This is a genomic window from Chryseobacterium urinae (genome assembly GCF_030518295.1).
GTDB lineage: Bacteria > Bacteroidota > Bacteroidia > Flavobacteriales > Weeksellaceae > Chryseobacterium > Chryseobacterium mucoviscidosis.
In genome coordinates, this window is record NZ_JAULSJ010000001.1 from 24,484 (window position 1) to 45,554 (window position 21,071).

The 21,071-nt window shown below is 35.9% G+C and carries 17 protein-coding genes; 4 read left to right on the forward strand and 13 right to left on the reverse strand.

Annotation, left to right across the window (positions count from 1 at the left end; all coding sequences use genetic code 11):
* Position 1: 1 nt before the first annotated feature.
* From QWT87_RS00110 to QWT87_RS00120, 3 genes are all read right to left on the reverse strand, one after another.
* Positions 2-2,773: a TonB-dependent receptor gene (locus QWT87_RS00110; RefSeq protein WP_302712471.1), complete on the reverse strand. Its 2,772-nt coding sequence runs from the start codon at positions 2,771-2,773 to the stop codon at positions 2-4.
* Between the two features lie 100 nt (positions 2,774-2,873).
* Entirely contained in the window at positions 2,874-3,998 is a 1,125-nt protein-coding gene (locus QWT87_RS00115; RefSeq protein ID WP_302712473.1) for a TonB-dependent receptor plug domain-containing protein, read from the reverse strand.
* 12 nt (positions 3,999-4,010) lie between these two features.
* A complete protein-coding gene (locus QWT87_RS00120; protein ID WP_302712475.1) occupies positions 4,011-4,529 on the reverse strand; it encodes an RNA polymerase sigma factor in 519 nt (172 codons plus the stop codon).
* Between the two features lie 516 nt (positions 4,530-5,045).
* Here QWT87_RS00120 and QWT87_RS00125 point away from each other — a divergent pair.
* A complete protein-coding gene (locus QWT87_RS00125; RefSeq protein WP_302712477.1) occupies positions 5,046-6,248 on the forward strand; it encodes a C1 family peptidase in 1,203 nt (400 codons plus the stop codon).
* 556 nt (positions 6,249-6,804) lie between these two features.
* On the opposite strand, the gene QWT87_RS00130 is transcribed toward QWT87_RS00125, so the two are convergent.
* Positions 6,805-7,866 (reverse strand): NADH:flavin oxidoreductase, encoded by a 1,062-nt coding sequence (locus QWT87_RS00130; RefSeq protein WP_302712479.1) that lies wholly within the window; start codon positions 7,864-7,866, stop codon positions 6,805-6,807.
* Positions 7,867-8,247: 381 nt separating this feature from the next.
* Between QWT87_RS00130 and QWT87_RS00135 the strand changes: the two genes are divergently transcribed.
* The gene (locus tag QWT87_RS00135; RefSeq protein WP_116099935.1) at positions 8,248-8,637 is read left to right on the forward strand and encodes a winged helix-turn-helix transcriptional regulator; all 390 of its coding nucleotides are present in this window, start codon (positions 8,248-8,250) and stop codon (positions 8,635-8,637) included.
* Between the two features lie 9 nt (positions 8,638-8,646).
* Here the strand turns inward: QWT87_RS00135 and QWT87_RS00140 are convergent, their stop codons facing one another.
* From QWT87_RS00140 to QWT87_RS00150, 3 genes are all read right to left on the reverse strand, one after another.
* Positions 8,647-8,994, reverse strand: a complete 348-nt coding sequence (locus QWT87_RS00140; protein ID WP_302712482.1) for a hypothetical protein — start codon at positions 8,992-8,994, stop codon at positions 8,647-8,649.
* A gap of 69 nt (positions 8,995-9,063) precedes the next feature.
* Positions 9,064-9,798: a class I SAM-dependent methyltransferase gene (locus QWT87_RS00145; RefSeq protein WP_302712484.1), complete on the reverse strand. Its 735-nt coding sequence runs from the start codon at positions 9,796-9,798 to the stop codon at positions 9,064-9,066.
* A gap of 89 nt (positions 9,799-9,887) precedes the next feature.
* Entirely contained in the window at positions 9,888-12,320 is a 2,433-nt protein-coding gene (locus QWT87_RS00150) for an alpha-ketoacid dehydrogenase subunit alpha/beta (RefSeq protein WP_302712486.1), read from the reverse strand.
* A gap of 617 nt (positions 12,321-12,937) precedes the next feature.
* Between QWT87_RS00150 and QWT87_RS00155 the strand changes: the two genes are divergently transcribed.
* Positions 12,938-13,753, forward strand: coding sequence for a hypothetical protein (locus QWT87_RS00155; RefSeq protein ID WP_302712488.1), 816 nt, complete (start codon positions 12,938-12,940; stop codon positions 13,751-13,753).
* A 64-nt stretch (positions 13,754-13,817) separates the two neighbouring features.
* On the opposite strand, the gene QWT87_RS00160 is transcribed toward QWT87_RS00155, so the two are convergent.
* The 5 genes from QWT87_RS00160 to queA form a co-directional block, all read right to left on the reverse strand.
* Positions 13,818-14,795 carry a polyprenyl synthetase family protein gene (locus QWT87_RS00160; RefSeq protein WP_302712490.1) on the reverse strand — a complete coding sequence of 326 codons (978 nt, stop codon included), beginning with the start codon at positions 14,793-14,795 and terminating at the stop codon, positions 13,818-13,820.
* A 69-nt stretch (positions 14,796-14,864) separates the two neighbouring features.
* Complete coding sequence (locus tag QWT87_RS00165) at positions 14,865-15,743, reverse strand: hypothetical protein (RefSeq protein WP_302712492.1); 879 nt, start codon at positions 15,741-15,743, stop codon at positions 14,865-14,867.
* A gap of 423 nt (positions 15,744-16,166) precedes the next feature.
* Entirely contained in the window at positions 16,167-17,105 is a 939-nt protein-coding gene (locus QWT87_RS00170; RefSeq protein ID WP_302712494.1) for a sterol desaturase family protein, read from the reverse strand.
* A 76-nt stretch (positions 17,106-17,181) separates the two neighbouring features.
* Positions 17,182-18,216, reverse strand: a complete 1,035-nt coding sequence (rlmN, locus tag QWT87_RS00175; protein WP_302712496.1) for a 23S rRNA (adenine(2503)-C(2))-methyltransferase RlmN — start codon at positions 18,214-18,216, stop codon at positions 17,182-17,184.
* 89 nt (positions 18,217-18,305) lie between these two features.
* Positions 18,306-19,355: a tRNA preQ1(34) S-adenosylmethionine ribosyltransferase-isomerase QueA gene (gene queA / locus QWT87_RS00180; protein WP_087708125.1), complete on the reverse strand. Its 1,050-nt coding sequence runs from the start codon at positions 19,353-19,355 to the stop codon at positions 18,306-18,308.
* 453 nt (positions 19,356-19,808) lie between these two features.
* Between queA and QWT87_RS00185 the strand changes: the two genes are divergently transcribed.
* The gene (locus QWT87_RS00185) at positions 19,809-20,501 is read left to right on the forward strand and encodes an AIM24 family protein (protein ID WP_076394991.1); all 693 of its coding nucleotides are present in this window, start codon (positions 19,809-19,811) and stop codon (positions 20,499-20,501) included.
* Positions 20,502-20,550: 49 nt separating this feature from the next.
* Here QWT87_RS00185 and QWT87_RS00190 read toward each other — a convergent pair whose 3' ends face one another.
* The gene (locus tag QWT87_RS00190) at positions 20,551-21,042 is read right to left on the reverse strand and encodes a DNA-deoxyinosine glycosylase (protein WP_302712505.1); all 492 of its coding nucleotides are present in this window, start codon (positions 21,040-21,042) and stop codon (positions 20,551-20,553) included.
* Between the last annotated feature and the right edge of the window lie 29 nt (positions 21,043-21,071).

A 21,071-nucleotide genomic window follows, 5' to 3' on the forward strand; every position in this document is an offset into this window, starting at 1 on the left:
CTTAAAATTGAAATGAAACCATACAGCCAAAAGTTTTATACGACGGAAGATTGAAGAAATCCAGTCCTCTTCCGTTTTCCGAATCATAGAAATTCTGATTGGAATCTACGCCACGATTCGCCTGCCAAAGAAGAATATTATTCACATAGAATGTGATTCCCAAACCTTTTTTAAACTGTCCGACATCGAGTTTTGCCGTTAGAGAAACCGCATTAATTCTCACATAATCCGCTTTTTGAACATAGTCTTCCGCGACGCCCAAATATCCGTATCTCGTCCATCGGTTTTTCGAAACGTCCTGATTGGGATCGTAAAAATCAACAGGAATCTGATTGGGATTTCCACCGGAATTTACTCCCTGAAAAACATAATTTTTAATATTTCTGTCATCTCCGGAAGTCTGGGAACGTCCGTAATAATCGAGAACAGCCTGAGTTCCGTTCCAGACCTGTCCACCTTTTTTCCATTCCCAGTTGATGTCTAAAGTGATCATTTTATAGGTGAAATTATGATTGAATTTAACGACGAAATCCGGTGTGGGATCTGCAATTATTTTAGATCCGTTTGCTTTTTTAGGATAACCGAATTCATCAATAATCAACTCTCCGTTGTTATTTCTTTCGAAATTACTTCCTACAACCGCTCCCAGAACTTCACCTTCCGACAATGTTTTGTAAATGTCTTTAAAACCTGAAACCGCTGTATTATGATATCCCGGATTTACCCGATCCACCATATCTCTGTACTTAAAAAATGAAGCCTTCTGATTCATCCTGAAATCTGAACCCAGATAAACATTATCAAAAAAGAAATTCACTTCCAGTCCGCGGTACGTGTGATCTGCAAGGTTTTTCAGTTTTAAATTGCCATTTTCAAAAACCGGAAAAATATCATTGCTGATTTTCCGTTGAAAATATTCTGCTTCAATGCCTAAATTGTATCTTGAAGTCAGCCTGAAACCCGTTTTCCATTCTTTGGAATCAATATTCGACAGATTTTTAAAGGTTTCAACTTCCTGAATCGGAAAATACTGATTTGAATTCTGCGCATTCAGCAAAGTGGTTGCGTAAGAAGCATAGGATTTTGTGATTTCCGGCTCCGAGCTTAGCTGAGTGTAGGCTCCTAAAATTTTAAAATTGATGTTTCTCCAGTTGAATATTTCTTTAAAAGTAAAATATGCACCCACTTTAGGAAGGAAATAATTATTTTTAAGTGAAGTATTTGAAATATAGAAAGAATTTCCTGCATTCAATCCCATTTCGAAATCACGATAGCCATCATAATTTAGCCTGTATTCGAAGATATAATCCTGCGAAGTTCTCTGGTAAATATAATTTTTACTGTTTAAAGTATTATCAATCTCCGATCTGTTATTATTGACAATAAAATTGAGATTAAAGCGATGGTTCCAACGATATTCATTTATCGAATATTCTCCTGAAATACTGGAATTATACAATTTATTGTTTTGCGTTCGCTCATTCTGCACGCCATTGGGAAAACCGTAAACCGAAGGTTTATAGTGATCGAGATTCAGGAAGAAATCGTTTTCGTAAGATTGCGTGATATTTAGCTTAAAATGACTCCAGTCCCGCGAAATTCCGAAATTGAACTGTCTTCTTTTATCTCTGGAATTGTATTGATTATCCTGATAAAATAAAAATTGCGGATTGTCTGCAAACTTGCTGTAGCTTTTCTGCGAACCATCGGTAAGAAAGATCTTCTGAGCATTGGAAAAAGAAACCGGCGTCAGTAAAGAATTCTGATAAACCCTGTTGAACAAACCAATTCTGTTGGAATTTGTCGCTTTATTTTCTTCATATATAAAAGCCGCATTTACATTAAATTTTAAAATTTTCGAACTTAGTTTTGTTTTAAAAGAATTCAGAATACTGTGCTGATCCATGAAATACATCTGATCTTTCTGCTGTCCGAGATCCAGTGAAATCCGAAACTTTTCATCATAAGAGTACTGATGATTTTTGAAAAAAAGATTCAGCCTCAATTGATTATTGTACCCAACTGTTGTTTTAAAAATGTCGTTGTCATAAGCTTTCGCGGGAGAATTTCCGTTTATGAGAGGAATGAGCTTTCCATTTCGATCATATTCATAAGGCTGATTATCAAACTGTAAAGTTGAAATATCCGGTCCGAAACTGAACATTTCATTGGTTTCGGGACCTCTCCAAGTCAGTTCTCCGTTTTCAGATCTTCCCTGAACATATTGATTCTGGGTTTTAGGAACCAAATTTCTGCTTTTCACCTCCGCTGAAGTGGTAAAACTTCCGTTTAAAAACAAAAATTTCTGGGTTCGTCCTTTTAAGCTGATGAGATTCTTATCGATTTCTTTTATGTTTCTGATGGAATAATAATCAAACAAATTAACTTTCAGGTTTTGTCCTGAGTTTTCTATACTAAATTCATTTTTCCGCTCTTTTGAAACCAAACTGTCGTAGGTATTATTCTGAATATTTTGAACACTTCTTTTCTCTATCTGGTTTTCCAAAATAGTTTTCAGCTCACGGGTTCCGTATACAACCGCTTTGTTTTTACCGTTGTTCCAAACCAAAGTATCGTAATCTTTTGCTGCGATGATGGCAAAACCTTTTTCATCGGTAAGTTCATAAACTCCGCTGTTTTTGTTCAGAACCTTTAAAAAATTCTGTGACTTTTCTTTTTCGTTTAAAAATATTCCGGAATAATACTGTTGAGAATTCTGCGCAAACAGGCAGTTAACCGCAAACAGCGGAAGCAGACAATACAAGTTCTTCATGGTCTTTTTGTTGATTAAAAGGCGAAAAAAGAAACCTCCGAAGAAATTTCTTTTTTCAGATTTATATTGAATGAATATTAGTTTTAGAGGTTTAGAGAAGCTACTTTTTCAGCAGTTTTTCTTTTTTCAGAAGTCTTTTCAGCATTCTTTTTTCTTTTCTGGAAATGTCTTTTGTTTCCACCAGAATGGCTCCGTTGGCAGCTTGATTTCCGAAAAGAGAAATCGCTGCGTCTCCTTTAAATACACGGATGGATTCTATTTTATTAGGATCAATTCTCTTGAAAAGTTCGGAGTCTGTTGCCTTTCCGTTAATGACGAACAGCGGACTGTTATTTGCCTTGGATGAACCTTCACAACTGATCGAGATATCCACTTTTCCTGAACCCTGTCTTCCCGAAATTGAATTGATATTCACGCCTGAAGCTGCTCCACGAATTGAATTTATGGCTTCTTTGTTCCCTATTCTGTTTGCCAAACCCTGATAATTTCCTGCAATTGGCTGTTTTGCTTTAAGATATCCTTTATTGTATGCCAGAATTTCGGGTTCCTGAGAAGATTCTTTAAGATCATATGGATTGGTAGAATAAACTGCTTCTGCCGTATCTGCAACTGCATTAAGATCGGTAAGTCTCTTTTTCTCTGATGAAGATGAAGCAAGAGAATTCACCATCGAAGCTTTTTCTTTCTTAATTCCCATCGCAATTACCACTTCAGTATTTTGATTTTTAGGAGCGTCTTCAATTATTTTATTTTCTCTTTCAAGAACTACCGGTTCTTCAGAACGTGCAGGAGAAGCTAACGGAGTAGATGAAACAACAGGAAACGGAGCCTGGATTGCAACTGGCGGAGCTTCAGCAGCTATCGTTACAGGAGGTAAAGTTTCTTTTTGGATATTCACTTTTATAATACTGTCAGCTTTCTGAATGTGTTCCGAAATAGCAGCAGAAGGTTTATTTTCGGAAATTATATTTTTTGCAATAATTTGTTGGGTAACTTCCGCGTTGTCTTTTTTACCGGAAAAGTAAAAGATTCCGGATCCGATTAATAAACTTGCGGCAATTCCGTAAGGAAGCCAGATCGGAACTATTTTACTCTTTTTTTGTTCTTTTTTGTCTAATTTTTCTTCCACTTTTGCCCAAACTTTATCAAACCCAGGAAAAGTCGCAGGTTCTTCCAGTGTTTTAGAAGCCTCGTTGAATGTTTTATCTATTGAATTGTTTTCCATTGTTGTAAAAGTTTAAATGTTTTGATTAACCAAAAGTTCCTGAAGTCTTTTCCTTGCAAAATTGAGTTGGGATTTTGAGGTTCCTTCGCTGATAGAAAGCATGGCTGCAATTTCTTTATGAGGGTATCCTTCGATGGCAAAAAGGTTGAAAATAGCTCTACAACCTTCCGGAAGAAAGTTTAAAAGACTTAAAATATCTTTTTCAAATGATATATTTTCCATCGCAGAATCTGTAGAAACGGCATGATTGTCTTCTAAAGAAATATGCAGTTCTTTAGTGGATCTTAATTTCTGCAGACATTCATTCACTGCAATTTTTTTTGCCCACGCTTCAAAAATTTCGGGATTATGAAGCTGGTTCATTTTGGTGAAAATCTTGTAAAAAGTGTCTGCCAAAACTTCTTCGATATCTTCATCGTTTTTCAGATACCGCTTGCAAACGGTGTACAGTTTTCCCGCCATCATTTCGTAGACTTTCCGCTGCGCGTTGCGGTCGTTCCGTTGACATTCTAATAGTAACTCTCGTTCCATAATCAGGCTTTATATCTACATAGATGCATAAAATTTCAAAAAGGTTGGAAACATCATCAACTTTTTTGAAAATATAATGAATTTCAGTGAAGGCGGCAAATGAATTTAAGAACGAAAACATCTGTAAATGAATTCCATACTTCATATTTTTGAAATATTTTCTTTTTTATTTTTTTTTAAAATTATTTTCACCAAGTTTATGATGCCGCAATTATCTGAATGTAGTGGAAAAACTGTGGTCAGATGTTTTCAGGATGACAAATTTTAATGGTGTTTATAAATGTTGAAATGAAGGACTTCTGCCTTAGCCGCGATTGAGCGGTCTGTCTGAGCTCTTTTTGAGGTTTCGGCAGCGGCAAAGCCGCCGCCGAAACCTCAAAAAAGCGAGTAGCGAAAGCGCGAAACAGCTCCTGATAAAAAACTTTTTTATCTGAAAACAGAAGATTCGATTTAACCTTTGTCTTTGTAACAAATCTGTAATATGAACGACTATTCGTATAAATAATCTTTTTAGTAATGAAAAATTCAAAATTTGTGTCATTACTTTTTGTTTTGTCTGCAGGAAGTATGATGTTTGCACAGGATGACTTAATCAACAAGTTAAAAAACAACCAATCCCAGAATGCCAATTTCCAGTTTACCACGCTGAAAGATGTGGGTGCGACTTCGGTAAAAAATCAGGGATCTTCGGGAACCTGCTGGAGCTATTCGGGAAACTCTTTCCTTGAATCTGAGATGCAGAGAATGGGCAAAAAACCTGTTGATCTGGCGGAGATATACACTGCAAGAAATTCTTACCACGATAAAGCTAAATTATACGTTCTGAATAACGGCGCGATCAGTTGGGGAGACGGCGGAGAACTGCACGACGTGATTAATATGTATAAAAAATACGGAGCGGTTCCACAGGATGTTTACACAGGTTTGAAGCAGGGGCTGAGTTTGAATAATTTCTCTGAAATGCAGGGAAAATTGAAGCCTGTTCTGGACAGCTTGGTTCAGGCTGGTTCTAAAGGAAAACTGACGGACAACTGGATGTCTTCCGTTGATGCCATTCTGGATGAATATCTTGGAAAAGTTCCTGCCAACTTTACATATGAAGGAAAATCTTACACACCGCAAACTTTTGCGAAAGAGGTTGTAGGAATCAATCCGGAAGATTATGTAGAACTTTCTTCTTACAAGGATTATCCGTACTACCAGAAATTTGTAGTTCCGATTCCGGATAACTGGAGCCATGATTCTGACTGGAACGTACCGATGAAAGATTTAACGGCAATTATCGACAATGCTGTAAACAAAGGATATTCTGTAGGTTGGGCAACGGATGTTTCTGAACCTTATTTCTCTTACAAAAACGGAGTTGCTTATGTTCCGGACATGGATCTGGATCAGATCACAAAAGAAAATAAAGGAACTTTATTCACAGAACCTAAAAAAGACAAAACGATTACTGAAGATATGCGTCAGAAGGCTTTGAATAATCTTTCTACAACGGATGACCACGGAATGCACATCGTAGGACTGGCAAAAGATCAGTCGGACAAAGAATATTATATGGTGAAAAATTCTTGGGGTGTAACGAATGATTTTGAAGGGTATATTTACGTAACAAGACCTTATGTAGAATACAAATCGACAGCAATTCTGGTTCATAAGGATGCGCTTCCGAAATCAATTAAAAAGCAACTGAAACCAACAAAAAATATTGGTCTCTAAATGTGATCACTTTTGTCATCAATGATGACAATTTTAGATATTTAAATCTGTTAAAAACCGTTCTCATTTTTGGGAACGGTTTTATTTTGTTTGTTTACAATCTACATTAGCATGAATGGCTCTAAAGTATTTGCGCTTAGATACTTTCAGGATGACAAGTTACATCATTATCATCTCCCGCAGATTTGCAAATTTAGCAGATGATTATGTGGGAAAAATCTGCATAATCTGAACGATCTGCGAGAAACAAAAAAATAAAATAACATTCTGAACAATTAAAGAGGTCATTTATTTACAGTATGTTTTGTCATGCTGAAAGCATCTAAACAAAGTTTTCAATGTATCGTTGAGATCCTTTCAGGATGACAATTGTTATGGAATTATTGATGATTTAAATTCATTAGAAAACCGTTTCAAGAGAGATCCTGAAGCGGTTTCGTTTAAAATAATTGATAGGTAAAATTATGTAGAAAGTGAATAGTTAATTCGCTTTGCTGGTTAATGAATGGTTCAATAAAAACTGACAGCAAAGCAATTCACCATTGACTTTTGACTTTTAATAAAGTGTTGCCATGCTTTCGGCTTTGAAATCCTGAAGTTCGTCCATTTTTCCTTCTTTCACTTTCTTCACCCATTCAGGATCCTGTAAAAGCGCACGACCAACAGCCACCAGATCGAAATCTCCTCTTTCCAGCCTTTTTGTAAGCTCCGTTAAATCTGCTTTTTCAGTTCCCTGTCCTCCAAAAGCCGCCATAAAATCTCCTTCAAGACCTACAGAACCTACGGTAATGGTTGGCTGTCCCGTGATTTTTTTTGCCCAACCTGCGAAATTAAGATCAGAACCTTCGAATTCTGCCTCCCAGAAGCGTCTTTGCGAGCAGTGGAAAATATCAACTCCCGCTTCTTTCAATGGCAATAACCACTCTTCCATTTCTTCCGGTGTATTCGCTAGTTTTACAGAATAATCCTGCTGTTTCCATTGAGAAAGACGAATAATAATCGTGAACTCTTCACCAACCGCAGCTCTGATTGCTTTCACCACATCTACCGCAAATCTGCTTCTTTCTTTCAGGGTTTTACCTCCGTACTCATCAGTTCTTGTATTGGTTACATCCCAGAAAAACTGGTCGATAAGATAACCGTGAGCTCCGTGAATTTCCACTACATCAAATCCTAAGTCTTTTGCAGATTTTGCAGAAGCGGCAAACTGAGCAATGGTATCCTGAATGTCTTCCAACGTCATGGTAGAAGCTTTTTCCATCTCAATAGAAGGATAATCCGCAGAACTTCTTGTGTCTCCAACGTGCCAGATTTGAGGTCCCATTTTGCCTCCGTTTTCATGAACTGCATCGATTACGTTTTTCCAGCCGTTCAGCGCTTGAGTTCCGTAAAAATCAGGGATATTCTGCATATTTTTGGATGCAGGTCTGTTGATTACGGTTCCTTCCGAAAGAATCAATCCCACATCTGAAGCCGCTCTTCTTGCATAATAATCTGTGATTTGCTGCGTAGGAACTCCGTTATCGGATTGTGCTCTCGTCATCGGAGCCATTACGATTCTATTTTTAAGTTCTAAATTCTTGTATTTAAAAGGTTGAAATAATGATTCTGTGCTCATTTTTAACTTACTATTTTATAATTGTTACACAAAGTAACTAATAATAGTTCATATTTGTATCTTTTGAATTGAAAAAAGTAGTAACTTTGCAGTAACATACATTAGTAACTTTAAAGTAACAGATGAGCTCTTTACATACGGGTTAGGTTTTAATTTTTATTTGACCTCAAACCGAAAGTTCGACAGAGTAAAAAGGAACACAAGATAAGCGTATGCTTTATTGTAAAGTTTATTCATAAAAATGCATAAGGTATATAAGCTTAAATCCTTTGTAAACTCTTATAAGCAAAGCGTCTTTGTGAAGCTTAAGACAGTTAGAAGATAGAAATTCTTGTGAGCTTCGTGTTCAACAATACGAATAAAAATTAGAAATAGACCTTTATGAAAAAGAACGAATTAATGCAATACAGTTGTCCTTTGGGAAAAGCAATGTCTGCTCTGGGAAGCAAATGGAAACCCATCATTGTATTAGTGATCAAAGACCGAAAATTGCGTTTCGGAGAATTGGCGGCGAGGATTAATGTGATCTCCAGAAAAGTTCTGACCGACCAATTGAGAGAAATGGAATCGGACGGATTGGTAATTCGTGAGGAGTTTAAAGAAATTCCTCCAAGAGTTGAGTATTCACTCACAGAAAAAGGATTGGCTCTCCTTCCGATTTTATATCAACTGGAAGAATGGGAAACGAAATATCATGTGTATGATCCTGAGAAAGAGAAGGACTGCAAAATGATTTTGGAAGGGAAAAAAGTTCAGAAGACGGTTGTTTGATGGTCTTTTTTATTTCTTTAGCTTAAATTTATTACGTTTTACTTTCAAACTTTCAGGATAACTTCCATTAATATAACTCACAAAATCATTATCAATTACTGCTTTTGAACTAGCTTTTGGAACTGAATCATTATATTTAAAGTAAAGAGTATCATTCTTAAACTCATAATTTCCTGTGTAGACATCTTTATCTCTCATCATCCCTTGAGAAATAAATTCAAAACTTTCATCATCATACATTTTCAGATAAACCCAACCTAAGGGAGCTTCCCTGTCTGCTAAAAGCAATTCTTTCCTTTCATTTTTACAACTTGTAACTATTAATAAAAGATATATAAATGAAAATTTTAATTTCATAACTTTTAGTTTAATGGTTAAACAAATATAAATTAAAAACCACCCCCAAAAGAAAGCGGTTTCAAAATTTCACTTTTTTACAATCAACATATTAGCAAAAGGCGTAATTTTCTTATTTTCAATAATCTTCAAACCAGCCTCAGAAATAGCTCTCTTCCATTGCTTTTTACTTAAAAAGTGGAATGCTCCGATGTTAAAGAAAAGAAAATTTGTCAGATCTCTGAATTGTTCCAAAACGATGATTACGCCATCATCTTTTAAAATTCTCTTCGCTTCTTTGAAAAATAAAACTCTTTGGTCATGATCTAAAATTTCGTGAAGTGCAGTTATAGCAAGAATTACATCCTGAGATTGATTTCCAAAAGGTAATTTGTTAGGTGAAATCTTTATTTCTTTAGAATTCGGAGGAAATACTTTCTTTGAAGTTTCTATTCCTTTTTCCTGTTCGTGACGATTTCCAAAAATATCACAAACCGATAAATTCAAATTCGGATATTTTTCCTCCAACCGTTTTGACAAAGGATCAAAGCTTGCGTGAACTAAAATTGCATTTTCTGTTTTATTCCAATCTAAAATTCCTGTTAACTTCTTTAATTCGTACAAATCTGAATGATCATATAAAATGTAAGAAGCGAGAAGTGATGCAAAAATATTTATTATGATAAGTGCGCTTAAAATTCTTAATATTAAAATAACCGGAGTTGAATTAATCCAAAATGATAATGCACAAAGAAGAACCGAAACGATAAGCCCAAGTACTATTTTTTGATAATTAAAGAGAACAACAAGTTTTGTGATTTTCATAAATAGGCTTTAAAATCTAATTTACAAATTCTTAACAAAAAAACCGCCCTCCAAAAGAAAGCGGTTTCAAAATTTATTTAAAATCCCAATTAAAATATCGCAGGATATTTCTGAGGATTTGTTTCGTTAAACATTGCATAGATTTTTTCAACCATATCATCCGCAGAAGGCTTGCTGAAATAATCTCCGTCACTTGCATACGCAGGTCTGTGATCGTTTGCAGAAATTGTCAACGGATCAGAATCCAGGAATCTGAACGCTTTTTGTTTTTCTAAAATCTGCTGAAGAATAAACGCTGAAGTTCCGCCTTCCACATCTTCGTCGATTACGACTAATCGGTTTGTTTTATTTACAGATTCTGCGATTTCATGTGTTAAATCAAAAGGAATTAACGACTGAACATCAATAACTTCCGCAGAAATTCCTAATTTTTCAAGCTCTTCCGCTGCTTCCATTACAATTCTCCATGTAGAACCGTAAGTAACCAACGTAACGTCTTTTCCTTCTTTCGTCACCTCGATTTTTCCGACAGGAACAGTGAATTCACCTAAATTATCCGGTTGTTTTTCTTTCAATCTGTACCCATTTAAACATTCAACGATTACAGCAGGATCATCGCTCTGAAGCATGGTGTTGTAGAATCCGGCAGCTTTGGTTAAGTTTCTCGGAACCAATACCAGAATTCCCTTAGAAAGATTCAGAATTCCTGCCATCGGAGAACCTGAATGCCAAACTCCTTCCAGTCTGTGACCTCTCGTTCTGATGATAACAGGCGATTTCTGACCTCCTTTTGTTCTGTACTGAACGGTTGCCAGATCATCGCTCATACCCTGTAAACAGTACAAAATATAATCAAGATACTGGATTTCGGCAATTGGTCTTAAACCTCTCATTGCCATTCCGATTCCTTGTCCTAAAATGGTTGCTTCACGGATTCCTGTATCGGCAACACGAACGTCACCGTATTTTTCCTGCATTCCTTCAAGACCTTGGTTTACGTCACCGATATTTCCGGCATCTTCACCAAAGACTAAAGTTTCAGGATATTTTTCGAATATTTTATCGAAATTGTTTCTTACCACTACTCTTCCGTCCACATCTTCAGAAGCATCGGAATAAATGGGCTTAATTTCTTTTACGTTTTCTGCTTTCCACTGAGACTGAGAATATAAGTGAGAAGAATAATTGTCTTTTTCAACTTCAAAAATCTCGTTGTATTTCTGCATCAGTTGGTTTCTTTCTGCAGAATGGGTTCCTCTCGTTGCCAGTAAAGATTTTCTCACCAAATGGAAAACATCTTTCTTCGCTTTTGAAACCAGTTTATTGAAGTGAGTAATATAATTCTCGATTTCAGTGTTTTGCCCTTTAAGATTTTCTACCAAAGGTAAAACAGAACCGATTAAATCTGTAATTGTTTTCTGGTAATTTTCCCAAGCCTGTTTTTGTCCTGCTTTCACCGTTTTTTTAGCTTCATTATCAATAGCATCCAGCTCTTCTGCTGTTGCGAGAACTTCTTCTTTGCCTTCAATTTCGATGGAATAGTTTAAAATCCATTCTCTGAATTTCACCAAGCCGTCAAACTGAGATTCCCAAGACAGACGCTCTTCATTTTTATATCTTTCGTGAGATCCTGAAGTGGAGTGACCTTGTGGCTGCGTAACTTCAATCACATGAACCACTACCGGAACGCTTTCTACTCTTGCAAACTGTTCTGCTCTGGCATAAGCATCCAAAAGCGCAGGATAGTCCCAAGCTTTCACCTGAATGATTTCACACCCCTGATTTTCTCCTTCTTTTTTCTGGAAACCGCTCAGCATTTCAGCGATATCGGCTTTTGCTCTCTGATTTTTCGTAGGAACAGAAATTCCGTACCCGTCGTCCCAGATCGAAACTACCATTGGAACCTGAAGCGCACAAGCCGCATTCAGTGTTTCCCAGAAATGACCTTCTGCTGTAGAAGCATCTCCGATTGTTCCGAAAGCAATCTCATTTCCTTCTCTGGAAAACTTTTCAGAGCCTTCGAATTTTACGGTTTTATAAATTTTAGAAGCCTGAGCCAACCCTAATAATCTCGGCATTTGTCCCGCAGTAGGAGAAATGTCGGAAGAGATATTTTTCTGAGCCGTTAAGTCTTTCCAGCTTCCGTCTTCATTTAAGCTTCTTGTCGCAAAGTGGCCGTTCATCTGTCTTCCGGCTGAAGCAGGTTCTCTTTCCACGCTTGTATCTGCATACAATTGTGCAAAAAAACTTTCAACAGTCAACGCATTTACAGCCAATGCAAAGGTCTGATCTCTGTAATATCCCGAACGGAAGTCTCCATCTCTGAAAACTTTCGCCATTGCAAGCTGAGGAAGCTCTTTTCCGTCCCCAAAAATACCAAACTTAGCTTTTCCCGTAAGAACTTCTCTTCTTCCCAAGTAGGACATTTCACGAGAAATCCTTCCTAATTTATAATCTTCAAGTATCTGATTTTTAAAATCTTGAAAGGAAATTTGCTGTGTTTCAATATAGGTTGTCTGCATAGCCAAATATTAAATATTTTTATTTTGAAGTATTTTGCTAATATACACTTTTTAAATTAATTTTAATTTTTAATAATCTTTTTTAAAAATTTGATAATAAAATAAATTGTGTTTATATTGGAATAAATTTGTAAATGATGGAGAAAAAATCGTCTCATATTCTTAATGCATCGAGTAATCTTTTGGGATTTTCCCTGGTAATCATCACTTCATTAAAGATATCAAAAATAAGCCACAGTACGCATTTGGACGAGTTTGCTGGAGTTGCCTGTCTTTTTTTTGCTTTCAGTTGTTTCTTTTCTTTTCTCGCAATAAGATCAATGCACGAAAAGCGTTCCCACAGATTTGAAACTATTGCGGATTATTTATTTTTAATCGCTTTATTTTGCATTGTTCTGGCTGTAATTATTGTGACAGTAAAAATAATTTAACTTCAATCTGATAAATTTATATTAAATTATATTTAAATAAACAACATCAATAACCATTTATTAATATTAAAAATACATTAAATAACAAAATAAAATCAACGAAAATCAAATTTAATTAAAAATATCCAAAATCAATCGGTACGATTTTTGAAGAGTTTGGAAAAAAATTCACAAATTTCAAAAATCATGAGAAACAAATTATTTCAGGTAACTAAAATATTACCCTTTATTTTGATACCATTGTCTTCTTACGCACAGGTAGGAGTTAACACTGCTAATCCTCAAACGACCTTTCATGTAGACGGAAACAAAGATAATGCGGCTTCCGGAACTCCAACTACCACACAACAAGCTAATGATTTTGCAATAACAAATTCCGGAAATGTAGGAATAAGCACGATAAATCCCAGTGAAAAACTGGATGTAGCAACAGGAAACGTAAGAGTTCGTGCCATCAATTCCAATACAGGAGTTCCCGGAACAGATAAATATGTAGTCGCAGATGGAAACGGTGTATTAAAAACCATAAATTTTACCACAACAGATCTTTTCCATGCGCGGTTATCTGCCGATCAGAACGCAAACAGCGGCGTGATTGCTACTTTACTTTTTGCAGCTCCTTTGGTAACTTCAACGTATTATTCTTACAATTCAACTACCGGAACGCTTACCTTCAATCAGGCAGGAAATTATATTGTAACGTTTCAGGCAAGTTTTGGTAATGTTACTGCCGGTACACAGCTTGTTTTGGGAGTAAGACCTGTTCCCGATAATAATTATCTTGCGAGAGGAAGCCATTATGCGGGAGCGGATACTCCTACACTCACTGCCACTGTCAGAATTGGGGAACTCATGAATTACACGACGATGCTTGTTGTACCGAGTGCAGGATATCAGGTTCGTTTTACGGCAGCTCCGAATCAAAACTGTACGGTTTTAGCTTCGGAAACGGGAAGTACAGGAAGTGGTAATGTTACCAATATTACGATTCAGAAGATTTAATAACAATAAGAAATCGGAATGCATGAGCGTTCCGATTTTTTTATTCTGAAAAATTTATATCTGTTTAAAACTTTCTTTCAATGACATAATCCAGCATAATTCGCAATGATTTTTTTGCTTCAGAATCGGGAAATTCGTTCAGAATATCAATTGCTTTCTGCTGAAAGTCTTTCATTACGGTAATCGCATAATCCAGACCTCCGGAACTTTTAACAAAATTAATCAGCTCTTTTACGCGTTTCTGATCGTTGTTGTAACGCTTAATCGTATTGAAATAATATTTTCTGTCTTTTTCGTTTGCTATTTTTAAAGTATGAATCAAAGGCAGCGTCATTTTCTGCTCTTTGATATCAATTCCTACCGGCTTTCCGATAACGTTTGAAGTTAAATAATCAAAAAGGTCGTCTTTGATCTGGAAAGCCATTCCGGTATAGGTTCCGAAATCCATCATTTTTTTAGCCAGAACTTCGTCTGCATTATTCGACAAAACGCCGATTTCGCAGCATGCAGCAATTAAAGTCGCTGTTTTCTGACGGATGATTTCATAATAAACCTCTTCTGTAATATCCAGTTTTCTGGCTTTCTCCAACTGAAGAAGCTCTCCTTCGGACATTTCGCGGATGGTTCTTGAAATAACACCTAATAAATCGTAGTCTTTATGATCTGTGGATAATAAAACCGATTTAGATAAAAGATAATCTCCAACCAAAACCGCAATCTTATTTTTCCACAATGCATTGATTGAAAAGAAATTACGACGTTTAAAACTTTCATCCACCACATCATCATGTACCAGAGTTGCGGTGTGAATCAGCTCGATCATGGAGGCTCCGCGATATGTTTTTTCGTTGACATCACCAACTAATTTTGCACAGAGAAAGACAAACATCGGACGCATCTGCTTCCCTTTTGTGGTAACAATAAAACGAGTGACTTTATCTAGTAAAGGTACTTTGCTCTGCATGGATTCATAAAACTTCTGCTCGAAAAGTTTCATTTCCTCATTGATCGGTCGCTTGATTTCTTCAACGGTGTTCACCACAATCTTTGAATAAGAGATAAATTATTAATTCCCACAAAGATAATTTTTTTCGGGCAATTTTAAGGGAAATTAATCTTTGAGTTTATCTATCGGAATAAAATAAAGGCTTTGTTTTCCTCCGCCAATCGGAGAATGAAATTTTTCCCCCGAAATATAGATTCCTGTTTCATCAACAGTAATTCCTTCAATTTGCCCAATAGACAAAGCGCTTCCGAGATAATAATGTTTGGGATTTTCTTTAAAAAAAACTCCAGGTTCGGTTTCATTAAAAATATCTAAAAAGACTTCTGTTTTCTTTGTGTAGCCTATAAAATAAAGCTTTTTATCAAAATAGGAAGCATCTGTTACAATAAAACCGGTCTTAAAAGTTTCTGCTTTCTGAGCTTTTTGCTTTTCTGAAATTTCAGGATCAATAATATAATGTGTTGTTGATTTTGTACCCCATTCTTTCGTAAAAAGATGAATTTTTTCGTTTAAATAAATCATGGCTTCTGCATCAAAATTCGTCTCGGAATATTTTGGAATAAATTCCTGCTGTTCGGGATATTTAAAAGAAATTAATTTAACAGAGTCATTTTTTAATGAATTATTTTCAAAAGGAACTTTATAAATTTCGAGATCTTTTCTGGTTCCGCCATTGTTTCCGAAATCTCCGATGTAGAAGTTTTTACCGTCGTTTGTAAGCGCTTCCCAATCTTTATTTTTACCGTTGATTTGTATCGTGCCGATGATTTGTCCTGTCGATTTATCCAACTCAAAAAGTTCGGGAGAATTTCCGCTGTCATTAAAAGTATACAGTTTTCCGTTCATTAAATTTAAACCGGAGGTTTCCTTCACTTTATCATCCAGATAATTGATTCTGTATTTTTTTATTTTAAAAAGATCAGCCTGCTGAGAAAATGAGAAGGTAGAAATCGTAAGGGTAAGTATGAGGAAAAGCTTTTTCATGAGGTAAAAATATTTATTTAAACACAAATGACACTAGTTTTTTATACAAAATTAGAGGTTCCTCTATCATTCTGACGAAGGAAGAATCTATTTTTAACAGATAGATCGCAAAAGTTTTATTTAAAAATTTTATGCTTTTAATTTCGCAAAGGCAACTTATTTAAACTAATTTCAGAATTCACCACAAAAGATGCAAAATATAATGATAAAGCGAATTTCCAGAATAATAAAAGCACTCAAAAGAATAAAAATCAAAGATTTTTAAAAACTACTGTGATCTTCTTATTTATAATCATCAAAATCTAAATAACCGTTTAGTTCATCTTTGCGGTTAAATAAAAAGTTTAAACACACTTAAGATTATATTTAAGTCCAAATAATTAAAATACTTGTGAAGTCCGTGTAAAATTTGTGTTTAGAAAACTAAGCAGATTTCTTCTGAACCTGATTTTTATTTTTATTTTTTCTTGCCCAGTAATCTTTTTGATATTGTCTCACGGTTTTTCCGGTTCCGTCGTGTCGCCATCCCGGAGAATTAAAAATATAATTGATACGATCTGAAAATTTCAGTCCCGGCTGTTTAATATCTTTCCATATTTTTCTCCATTCATACAGAAGAACCGTATCGGGTTTATTATCCGGCATTTTTGGATAAATTCCATATTTCACAGGAACATTGGGATCTTCTTTTTCAAAAGTTCCGAAAATTTTATCCCAGATAATGAGACACATTCCCATATTTCTGTCAAGATACTTGATGTTGCATGCATGATGAACGCGGTGATGAGAAGGCGTTACCAAAATATATTCAAGAAATCCCATACTTTTTACAGTCTGCGTATGAACCCAGGTTCCGTACACCTGACCAATTGCATACACCACCATAATATGCCATGGATTGAACCCTAAAAAAGCCAGTGGCGAAAAGTATAAATATCGGTAAAGCGGCTGTAAAACCGGACTTCTGAAACCTGTTGTCAAATTGAAATATTCTGAGTTGTGGTGCGTAATATGAACCGCCCAGAATGCTCTGGAATGATGATCTACATAATGGAGGACGTAATAGGCAAAATCCGTTACCACAAAGCAGATCAGCCAATACCAAACCGTAAAATCCCATGAAAAAATCCTGTGATCGTAAAAGAAAAACATAACGCCCATTGCGAAAGCTTTCATGATAAGATCCAGACCGAAATTCAGCAAAGCAAGATAAACACTTGTTGCAACATCTTTTCCGTTGTATAATTTAGCCTCTGAAACGTGGCTATAGATCATTTCTGCTAAAATAATCGTTGCATGTACAGGAATTGACCAAGCGTAAACGCTTTCCAATCCATTTTCACCTGTAAAGAACTCCATCATCACCTATAAATTTGTGGTACAAATTTATGATTTTAGGAAAACGTTAAGAAAAATTTTTGATTTTTTTAATAAAATTTTAATCCGCAGATTTATTGGCAAGCTGTCCGCAGGCTGCATCAATGTCTCCACCACGGCTTTTTCTTACCATGCATACAATTCCTGCATTTTCAAGCTGACGGATATAATTTTCCTCTGCCTGTTTGTTGCACTGGTCATATTTTCCGTCACCAATAGGATTGTACTGAATTAAATTAACTTTAGAAGGAACCTGCTTGCAGTATTTAATCAGAGCTTTGATATCTTCATCGCCATCATTAATTCCTTTCCATACACAATATTCAAAAGTAATGACTGAACCTGTCTTTTTGTACCAATACTGGAGAGACTCCATGATTTCCGTTAGAGGAAATTTATCGGAAAAAGGCATGATCTCGTTACGTTTCGCTTCGATGGCAGAGTGAAGAGATAAAGCCAGTTTCACTTTCAGTTCTTCGTCAGCGAGCATTTTAATCATCTTCGGAATTCCTGAAGTGGAAACGGTAATTCTTCTGGGAGACATTCCCAAACCTTCCGGCTGGGTAATTTTGCGGATTGCTTCCACCACGTTTTTGTAATTCATCATCGGCTCTCCCATTCCCATAAAAACAATGTTGGAAAGCGGTCTGTCGAAATACATTTTGCTCTGGCTGTCGATTAAAGCAACCTGATCTATGATCTCGGCAACTTCAAGATTTCTCATTCTTTTCAGACGAGCTGTCGCGCAGAATTCGCAGTTTAATGAACATCCCACCTGCGAAGAAACACAAGCGGTTGTTCTCGTTTCTGTAGGAATAAGAACAGATTCCACCAATAAACCGTCATGTAATTTCACTCCGTTTTTAATGGTTCCGTCTGTACTTTTCTGAAGCAGATCCACAGAAACAGGATTGATGGTATACTCTTCCGCAATTCTCTCACGAAGAGTTTTTGAAAGATTCGTCATTTCATCAATCGAGTGAAGATTTTTACTCCACAACCAGTCATATACCTGTTTCGCACGAAACGGTTTCTCTCCCAAAGAAACAAAGTATTCTTTGAGCTGGTCCAGTGATAAAGTTCTGATGTCTTTCATTATATTGTTGGAAGTTAGATGTCAGAAGATGGAAGAAAAATTGGGCGCCGAATTGTAAACTTCCAACACCCAACTTCCAGCTTCCGTTCTTATAAAATTAGCATTGCGTCTCCGTAAGAGTAGAATTTGTATTTCTCTTTTACGGCTTCTTCGTAGGCATGCATTACAAAATCTCTTCCTGCAAACGCTGCAATCATCATAATTAATGTAGATTTTGGCGTGTGGAAGTTCGTAATCATACAGTTGGCTACTCCGAAATCGTGTGGCGGATAAATGAATTTATTTGTCCAGCCGTGGAATGCAGAGATTTTTTTATTTGAAGAAACAGAAGTTTCAAGTGTTCTCATCGTAGTCGTTCCAACGGCACAAACTCTTCTGTTCGCATCAACAGCGTTGTTGATGATCTGAGCGTTTTTCTCATCAATAAAGATCTCTTCAGACTCCATTTTATGCTTAGAAAGATCTTCCACTTCAATCGGGTTGAAAGTTCCTAAACCAACATGAAGTGTAACCTCAGCAAAATTAATTCCTTTGATCTCCAATCTCTTCATTAAGTGCTTTGAAAAGTGAAGACCTGCTGTAGGAGCTGCAACCGCACCTTCAACTTTTGCATAAATCGTCTGATATCTTTCCGCATCCTCCGGCTCAACATCTCTTTTGATGTATTTTGGAAGCGGAGTTTCTCCTAATTCTTTCAGTTTAGCTCTGAATTCTTCGTAAGAACCATCGAATAAGAATCTTAACGTTCTTCCTCTTGAAGTGGTGTTATCGATAACTTCAGCAACCAAAGACTCGTCTTCTGTGAAGAATAATTTGTTACCGATTCTGATTTTTCTTGCAGGATCTACCAAAACATCCCAAACACGGGTTTCTTTATCAAGCTCTCTCAAAAGGAAAACTTCAATCTTTGCTCCTGTTTTTTCTTTGTTTCCGTATAAACGTGCAGGAAAAACTTTAGTATTGTTAAAGATAAATAAATCATCTTCCTCAAAATAATCCACAACATCCTTGAATAATTTGTGCTCGATAGTCTGTGTTTTTCTATCAAGTACCATTAGTCTGGCTTCGTCTCTGTGCTCTGATGGGTGTTCTGCCAATAATTCTGCAGGAAGATCAAAATTAAAATCTGATGTTTTCATTTTTTAAATTACGGTTTAAAAATTATTGAAATTACAAGGTGTAATTTTCGGAGTGCAAATATACGACATGAAACACCCCTTTGTCAAGTATTATTTACATAGATATTAAAGTAACTCTTCGTTAACTTTTTAAATAAACACAACTAACTAATAATCAATAATATAATTATTTTCTGTTTTGCATTTTTTAAATGAGATGTCTTTGCATTTCTTTAAATTAAAAAGTTTTATTTAAGAATTTTGTTTAGCGTTGCGTTTAAATAATCGCAAGGCTAAACAAAGAATTTATTTTAAATTATTGAAATCAAGGTAAACAAGGGCGTTTCACTTATTTTCGAAATACAAAGATTCAAAGTATTTAAATTAATTTTAATTGAAATAAAAAAACCGTGATTTCCCGATATTTTTTATACCGTAAAAAAGCTATTTTTGAGAACATTAAAAATTTACACTATGAGCAAATATTCGATTGAATCTTTTGTGAACGAAACGAAAGAAAATCCAATGGAAAGAGATTATTTTGAACTGGAAAAACCCTCTCTTCTGGAGATCAACCTCAATAATCAGTCTGTCTGGACGAAGGCAGGAAGCATGGTCGGCTACATCGGAAACGTTAATTTCGAAAGACAGGGAATGCTTTCCGGAGGAATTGGAAACTTATTGAAAAAAGCGATCAGCGGCGAAGGAGCAAAATTAATGAAAGCCGAAGGAACCGGAAAATTGTACGTTGCGGATTCAGGTAAAAAAGTTCGTATTCTTTATCTAAATAATGAAGCGGTCTGCGTAAACGGAAACGATGTTTTAGCGCATGAACAAAGCATTAAAAGCGATATTACCATGTTAAAAAGTATTGCAGGGGTAATGTCGGGCGGACTTTTTCAGGTAAAGCTTTCAGGAACAGGACACATTGCTATTACCACTCACGGTGAGCCTTTAACGTTACTGGTAACTCCGGATGCGCCGGTTTTCACAGATCCGAATGCAACCGTTGCATGGTCCGGAAACCTTTCTCCTGAACTGAAAACCAACGTTTCTTTCAAAAGTCTGATTGGAAGAGGAAGCGGTGAGGAATTCCAGATGAAATTTTCGGGGAATGGATGGGTTCTGATTCAGCCTTATGAGGAGGTTTACAGGATTGAGAAGTAAGTATTTTTTCAAATAAATTTTAGCAGGGATAGTTTTTATTCCTGCTATTTTAATTCAGAAATTCTACAATCTTCTTCCATTCCTCCAGTTTCTTTTCAAAAGAAACCGTATGAAGCGGACTTGTAGAAGGCAGTAAAAATACAGGTATTTTGTAATTCTTTCCTAAAATTTTCTGCAAATTCTTATACGATTTTCCGCCATTGCAAAATATGGCTTTAATATTCGGATGAACTTCCAGGAGCTCTTCAATCTGGTTGGCTTCTTCATTTTTTATTTCAGAATCCAGACTTCCTTTTCTTTCGCAGGAATCGATAACATCCCAAAGTGCAATGTTATGCTTCTTTAAAATATTAATTCTTTCCGCATAATCTTCTGTAAATTCTTCATTGAGCAATTCAAAGATGATTTTCCAGAATTTATTTTGGGGATGACCATAATACTGCTGTTTTTCTAACGATTTTACACCGGGAATTGATCCCAAAATGATGATTTTAGAATTGTTGTCGATGATGGGTGGAAAGGAAGATATTCTGTTTTGCATGATTCAAATTTATAGGTTTTTACTTTTTT